Origin of the sequence: Sphingobacterium sp. UBA7253 (assembly GCF_002472745.1) — a bacterium.
In the GTDB taxonomy this organism is placed as follows: Bacteria; Bacteroidota; Bacteroidia; order Sphingobacteriales; family Sphingobacteriaceae; genus Sphingobacterium; species Sphingobacterium siyangense.
Window position 1 is genome coordinate 1 of the sequence record NZ_DKSP01000107.1, and the last position, 6,453, is coordinate 6,453.

6 protein-coding genes and 1 pseudogene are annotated in these 6,453 nt (G+C 35.8%); 1 reads left to right on the forward strand and 6 read right to left on the reverse strand.

Annotated features, from left to right (window positions below):
- Positions 1 to 560: 560 nt before the first annotated feature.
- The 4 genes from B2X72_RS10390 to B2X72_RS10405 all read right to left on the reverse strand — a co-directional run bounded on the left by B2X72_RS10390 (position 561) and on the right by B2X72_RS10405 (position 3,951).
- Positions 561 to 1,292 (reverse strand): SMI1/KNR4 family protein, encoded by a 732-nt coding sequence (locus B2X72_RS10390; protein ID WP_145327131.1) that lies wholly within the window; start codon positions 1,290 to 1,292, stop codon positions 561 to 563.
- 79 nt (positions 1,293 to 1,371) lie between these two features.
- Positions 1,372 to 2,301 (reverse strand): alpha/beta hydrolase, encoded by a 930-nt coding sequence (locus B2X72_RS10395; RefSeq protein WP_088161934.1) that lies wholly within the window; start codon positions 2,299 to 2,301, stop codon positions 1,372 to 1,374.
- A gap of 263 nt (positions 2,302 to 2,564) precedes the next feature.
- Positions 2,565 to 3,248 (reverse strand): hypothetical protein, encoded by a 684-nt coding sequence (locus tag B2X72_RS10400; RefSeq protein WP_075993129.1) that lies wholly within the window; start codon positions 3,246 to 3,248, stop codon positions 2,565 to 2,567.
- Between the two features lie 25 nt (positions 3,249 to 3,273).
- Positions 3,274 to 3,951, reverse strand: a complete 678-nt coding sequence (locus B2X72_RS10405; protein WP_088161933.1) for a hypothetical protein — start codon at positions 3,949 to 3,951, stop codon at positions 3,274 to 3,276.
- 149 nt (positions 3,952 to 4,100) lie between these two features.
- On the opposite strand from B2X72_RS10405, the gene B2X72_RS10410 reads away from it, so the two are divergent.
- Positions 4,101 to 5,186, forward strand: coding sequence for a DUF4274 domain-containing protein (locus tag B2X72_RS10410; protein WP_075993127.1), 1,086 nt, complete (start codon positions 4,101 to 4,103; stop codon positions 5,184 to 5,186).
- Positions 5,187 to 5,347: 161 nt separating this feature from the next.
- Here B2X72_RS10410 and B2X72_RS10415 read toward each other — a convergent pair whose 3' ends face one another.
- Both B2X72_RS10415 and B2X72_RS10420 read right to left on the reverse strand, forming a co-directional pair.
- A complete protein-coding gene (locus tag B2X72_RS10415; protein ID WP_286849519.1) occupies positions 5,348 to 6,127 on the reverse strand; it encodes a DUF4241 domain-containing protein in 780 nt (259 codons plus the stop codon).
- 24 nt (positions 6,128 to 6,151) lie between these two features.
- Positions 6,152 to 6,453, reverse strand: a pseudogene (locus tag B2X72_RS10420) (hypothetical protein); the annotation flags it as partial.

The window sequence follows — 6,453 nt, forward strand, 5'->3', positions numbered from 1 at the left end:
GTATAGTGCGGAATATGCACATTTGTTGTTATTTAATCTCACTTATGCTATTGACCGATAAAGCGTATTAAACAAAACTAAACATCCCAAAAGCAAAATCCTCATTCTATTGAATTAATTACGGTTCCCGTAGAGATATCAACGAAATTTCAAGACGGAATACCCAATTCTTGATTTTTCAACATTTACCCTTAATACATGTTTAAGAATGGTCTAAAAAGCTATTGGATTTGAAAGTTTATTGAATTTTCCAAATCATCCTTTTCTAACTCAAGAAAGTAACTAGAGAGAATTGCAGCGATTGAATAGCAGATTATTGGTTACATAACTCCAACGGTATTAAATAAATAGATTGTGGCGCCAATGCCAAGAATTGTGGTAGAAACCAAAATTAGTTGTAACCATTTTGTGCCCATTTTACTATGTTTGTTAAGCCCGTAGATGACTAAAATAGATAAGTAGGGTGGGTAAAGAGAAGACAAGACTTACCGCAGGTAGCATGAGTGTAACCACCACTACTTGATCTGACTTTGGCTACGCCTAAAAATTGTCAGATATCATTATCGTCCAAATAATTTTGATAAAAATCCTTTTTTAATTGGCTTCTCAATTCCCCAAATTAATTCCGTTTCGTGTCGTTTTGCTTTGTCAATGTTCGGCCCGAATTTGCCCCACGCAAATCCGCTCTGAATTTGTTTGTTTCTCAAGTCTGCAATTACAAAATTGTCAGGAAGTGATAGTGCAAAGTTTTTCAAAGTTGTGTCTTTAGATTGTCTTGCATTTTCAAGTTCAATAAATCCATCTCCTTTGCTCCAAATATCCATAACCACTTTTTCGTGAATAATATCAAGGTTTGACTTATTCCCATTTTTTCCAAAATCGTCGATTTGTTCTATAAACTGAGTTAAGTTGTCCGAGTGTTTTACGATTACAGCTGGGGCGTGGCACACATAAAACACGCTTCCCCAACTTCCACTGTTGTCAACATCTAAAATCCAAAAATTTCCGAGTCCGTCTCCCGCAAGTTGAACTGAATTAGGAAAAAACTCTTCAAATCCAAATTGACCTACTCCGTCAAATGTGACTTCTTCAAATCCGAAAAATTCAAAACCGCTTGCAAATTTTAGTAATTCTCTTATCTCTGGCGGAATTTGTCCTGTCGGCAGTCGTCTGACTAATTCGTCAATCTGCTGGTTGGTCAAACCTTCTTTTAGTTCTACTTTATATTCGTCACCATCTTCTGAAATATATTGTTCTGTCAAAATGGACGTCAGTCTTTCTATTGGTGTCATAAATTCAATTTTGTTGTCTTGGTGTGTTTTGTTATGCTTGCAGCTAACTTTTTGCTAATACCTTGTTGGTGGTAGTTTTTTATTTAATCCACTTTTCTATTATTTCAATGAATGGGTTTTGCTGGTCAACAAATGGATAATGCGAGCAATTGTCAATTGTCTTGAAATTCTGTTTTCCAACTATTTTCTTCATATCACTTAATTGCTTTTCTGAAAAGATTTTGTCTTGCAAACCATAAATTGCAAATAATTTTACATTCTCTTTTTCTAGTTTTTTTAAAATAGGTTTGGTGTCAATATTATTTTTGTTTTCATTTTTATAGAACAAAATAGGGGCGTCGTCATTTCGGATATTGCTTTTTCCATATTCACTATTTTCATAATTTTCCCGCAATTGGTTTGCTTCATTTGTCGGAAATGGCATTTTGAAATAGTTGTTCATACTTGCAATTTCATAACATTGCTTTCTGTATTCAGCCGAATTTTTAGCTAATCTTTCAATTTCAGAAATTTTGGAAAGCATTAAAGTGTCATTCTTTTTTTTGTAGATTTTTCGTGTCGTTTCCAAAATATGGTTATACGTTTCTTGTTGGGAAAAAAGTGCACCTGCAAGAATTAATGAACTTACTTTTTCAGGATTTTGTTCTGTAAAAAGTGTTCCAACCAAACCACCAAAACTATGAGCAATGATATTTGCTCTTTTGATGTTATATTTTTCGTAAATGCTATTTAAATCACTAATTGCTTCTTGAAAAGTAAATGTTGCAGTTGTGTCGATTGAACGACCTTCACCACGTCTGTCATAAACGATAACATAAAAACCTTTTCCGGCTAAATTTTCTGCAGTTGTTCCCTCGAAGAGTGTCGAGTTTCCTCTTGGTCCGCCGTGAATGAAAATTATTGTCGGATTTTCACTCTTTCCGTATGTTTTTGAGTAAATCTTTTCCGTTTGAGCTTTTCCAATTATTGATGTTAGCGTACAAAAAAGTAGTAAAAAAATTTTTTTCATTTTAAGGTGCTATGTTCAGTTATGAATTCAGATAAAATTATCGGCAATGGGGCAACGACTTGGCGAAGTAGTGTAGCCGTATCGAAGATACGAAAGAGGAGCTGTTTTGCCAAGACGCTTATTGTAAGTTTATCTTCGTAAGTCAATCATCACCGCATAGATCCACATCGGCTCTGTTTGACCTGCTCGTTCAAAAGCGTTCTTTTTATAAAAGTCGATTGCCTTTCAGGCGGCAGTAAGTGTTATGAAGAAATGTTACTGTGTTAAAGAAAACTGCTGTAGAGTGTTATATTTAACGTTTTACCCTTAGCTACCTGGTAAGAACCAAACCCCCAGCCATAGTTACCATATGTCTTGTGGTGAACAATAAAATCAAAAATTTGGTTAGCTGGTACTTTTAGGCTTACGCATCCATTTTTATCCGTCAGCCCTTTCAGCGTCGAGCTTTTTACTATATCCGCGATATTATCAGAGGTGACATGGATCTTATTGACAGGAAATGCCACGACTCCCTGATCTTGGATAGGGGTGCGGGTTTCGTACGATAGTAACTGAATTATCAGGGTGCCCGAAAAATCAGTTACCTTTGTTGTCTTTTTACGTTCTATACCCGCTGTAATCTGTACATATTCATCGACGCTGTAATCGTTGTTATTTAATTTTATAGAATCTGTCCTTAGTTGATAATTATTAGGTAACAAATCCGTAAAATTGATTTCGCCAACACTGCTCGTAATAGCTGAATCTATCGGTGAATTAGGATCTTGCTTGCTCCCAGGGTTATAAATGTAAACTTTGAGACCAGACAATCCCTTACCAGTATCGTCTGTCAATTTGTAGTTTAGTTTTCCCGTAATTTCCCCTTCCGCCAGTTTGACAACGACCTCCTTCTGACAGGAGACTGTTGCAATCAACAGTGTGAGCACAATAAAAAAATAGCCTTTCATATCATTAAAGTTTTTTATCAGCTAATTATTGATAAAAACCTGCAAAATAGTTCATCGTCATACCTTTTTGAATGGATGTTGTGCCCCAGTTAAGGTTTGACAAGGTTGTTATATTATAGAGTAAGACGACATAATCTTTGCCAGATGCGATCTTTAATGTAGCAATTCCATTTTCGCCAGTCACACCTTTAAATTCTGCGTTAGCTAAGTTTTTTGAAATATATTGCTCATATTCGTAGTTATTAACAGGAATGATGAGAACACCTATATTTTTTGCGGGTTGATTCGTGTTATAGGAAGTTACTTTAACGACTAATGTTCCTGAAAAGTCTGTCACTTTGGTCTCTTTGTTCTTTGTCATACCAGTGGTGACCTGAACATAATCTCTAACAGTATAATTTACATTGTTTACTTTTGCCGAATCAGCGACTATTAGATAACTTTTCGGATTTAGATCACCAAAATCAACTTGGCCGTTTCCGTCGGTGCGACGCTCATCGATTAATATACTGTTGCTTGCATAATAGCTGTCCAAGTGATCAAACAAGGATATCTTTACATTAGATAGGCCTTTACCGTTTGCGTCAGTTAATTTGTAAGTAAGTTTTCCACTATTGGAGAGAGACATCTCTACCTCGGTTGTTTTCTTACAAGATACAAATGCTATCGCTATAAGCATTAAATAGGCTAATTTTAATTTCATAAATATTAGTTAATTGTTTAAGGTTGCAAATATATCACTTTGGTTACTATGTTGTGCTTTTTAAACGAAATAGTGTAAAATAGTTTTGCCGACAATAGTCGGTAAATTTCCAACTATCTTTAGCCAAAATTTTAATAGAATTTTAGTAGATGAAGTATAAGATATCAGAAAAAAGAGCAGCTTTTCTAAGCAAAGCATTTTTTGAATACAGTTTTAAAGAAAATGTGCTTGATAGGGAGCTGTTGGAGGAAATCAACGAACCTATCGAACTTGATTTTATTGCAAAAAATCACAATTACGACGATGGGAATGATCTGCTACTTGCTATTGTAACCCATCCTTACTGTGATATTTCGACTGTTAAGATGATCTTGCATAGAGCTGATGTTGAAGGTTATTTAACGGATGCTGAGAGGTCAGGTGATTTCGAACTGATCAAGGCTATTATTACCCATTTAGATAATGGATTCTACAAGCATGAAAAATTCTATTATGATCCCGTTAGTGACCCTGGTGCTTTATCTTTTGATGTAGAAGAGTTAAAAAAATACATTAAGGAGGATGCTGTTCTGTTTAATAAACCCAGGGGAAAAAAACTCGAAACATCATTTGCAGATAATTTTCACCGCAGGGATCTGAAGTTCTATAATGGCACAATAAAAACTGTAAAATCATCTCAAGCTCTAAAGCTGATAACTGACAGATGTAATTTTATTTTTAAGGTACCTGAAGGAGATTTTAGGATAGTAAAGGACAATACGATAAAGAGTTTTATAGATTGTTATACTTTTCCTTCGGTTATAAAAGACCGTTTTGGAGCAAATGAAAAGAAACTAAGAAAGGTCATTATGCAGCCGGATCTTGTCATTGAGAATGATGATATTCTAGTGGTTCTTTTTCTATTTAATAGCCAAGCATTACAGCTGGAAAATGCGGCCACCAATGTTTCTACAATGATGCGCAATGAGTTTTTCTATATTCCGGCTTTTATTGAAATAGTTGCTGTTGAAGAAAATTTTGATAAGATAGCCCGCATCAAACATAGTGATACTTGGTTTGCTGTCAGTAAAGGCATGCAGGTCAAAATAAATGATGTCGGAAATTTAAAATTCCTGAGGCTCATCTTAGTGGAAAAAGGCGGCGTTTTATTTTCATTCTCAGTTGTTTCAGATCAGCAGCAAAATCTGAATAACGAAGTGATTAAAAATTTGATCAGCAATTGTTCATTGGAGTAATCGCTATGAATTGAAATATTACAGTGACTTTAGTGACTTAGCTGGATATTTCGATGCCATTGACCCTCCAGATTCGAAAACTGATGACCAATCAATTCGCTTCGGAATCGCATGGTCTCAATGCTTGAAATCTCCAGCTAAACTACGGACTATAATAAATATCAATATTCTGCAACATTCCGCCACAGTACAATATTAAAGTCAGTCAACAGCTGACAAATTGTACCCTCGCTGTCCTTTCCGATGTAAGTCGCATAAAAACCATCTCCATACCCCGTGGAGAAAAAGATGGCATTGTGATTTTGAAAGCTGTAATTTAAATAATCCTCGAATTTTTCGGAGAATATAATGTCCCAATTTTTACCGAGCAGCGTATTCAGACTATTCTTAGCTGCCTGATCAACGAAAAGACCTAGTCCTGCGTCTACTCCATATCCATATATTTCTTTGGATTTGAGGGGGATAGAAGTCTCTCCAGGTAATAACGCAAACTCCCATTCTTGGATGGGCTCATCTGAGAATTTTACGCGTGCAAATGCGACCCTTCGATCCTTATTGGCATTAATATTGGCCATTGCCAATTCGACTGGAAACTCTCCAACAGGAAAATTTTCACTAAAAGCTGCCGCATCCCTTAAGGTAACGGGATCAGTTGCGATAATCTGGCCTGATGATACCTTTAGATTTCCTAAAGCTATCTTATCAAAAGTTATTTCCGTACCGAATTGCGCTACTTTTGTGGCCTTCGTGAAACTTCCCTCAAATATCTGTGGGAATGTGAGCGATGTATCCTTAATGGTTATTTTCGGTATGGTATCCGTCAGGTCAAATTTGGCTGTTTGTACAATGACATCGTTAGTATTACGTGGAACTTTGTTTCTTGAAATGTATAAAAATAGCACAACGGCCATCAGACATATTGTTATTGTTATTTTGTGCATGGGAAATAATTTTCTTTATTTAGTTCATATCTCTATAGGATGAGAAACATCCTGAAAAAACTTTCTGAGCATTTCATATGTGCTGCAATCAGCGACAACCTGATTGGAGCTATCTATTGCCATTGCTTCACAACTTAAACAGATATTCAGTGCTGATACAATTTCGCCCGAACTATTATAGAGTACGATAGCATCCCTGTAAATGGGGGCACACATCCAGTTGGGCACGTCAGTTGTTTTCGTAAGTAAAATATTCTTTAGTAGACCGACTACCTCATTATCATACTGAAAAGTATTGATTCTTTGACGCGAACAAAGATCGGAGT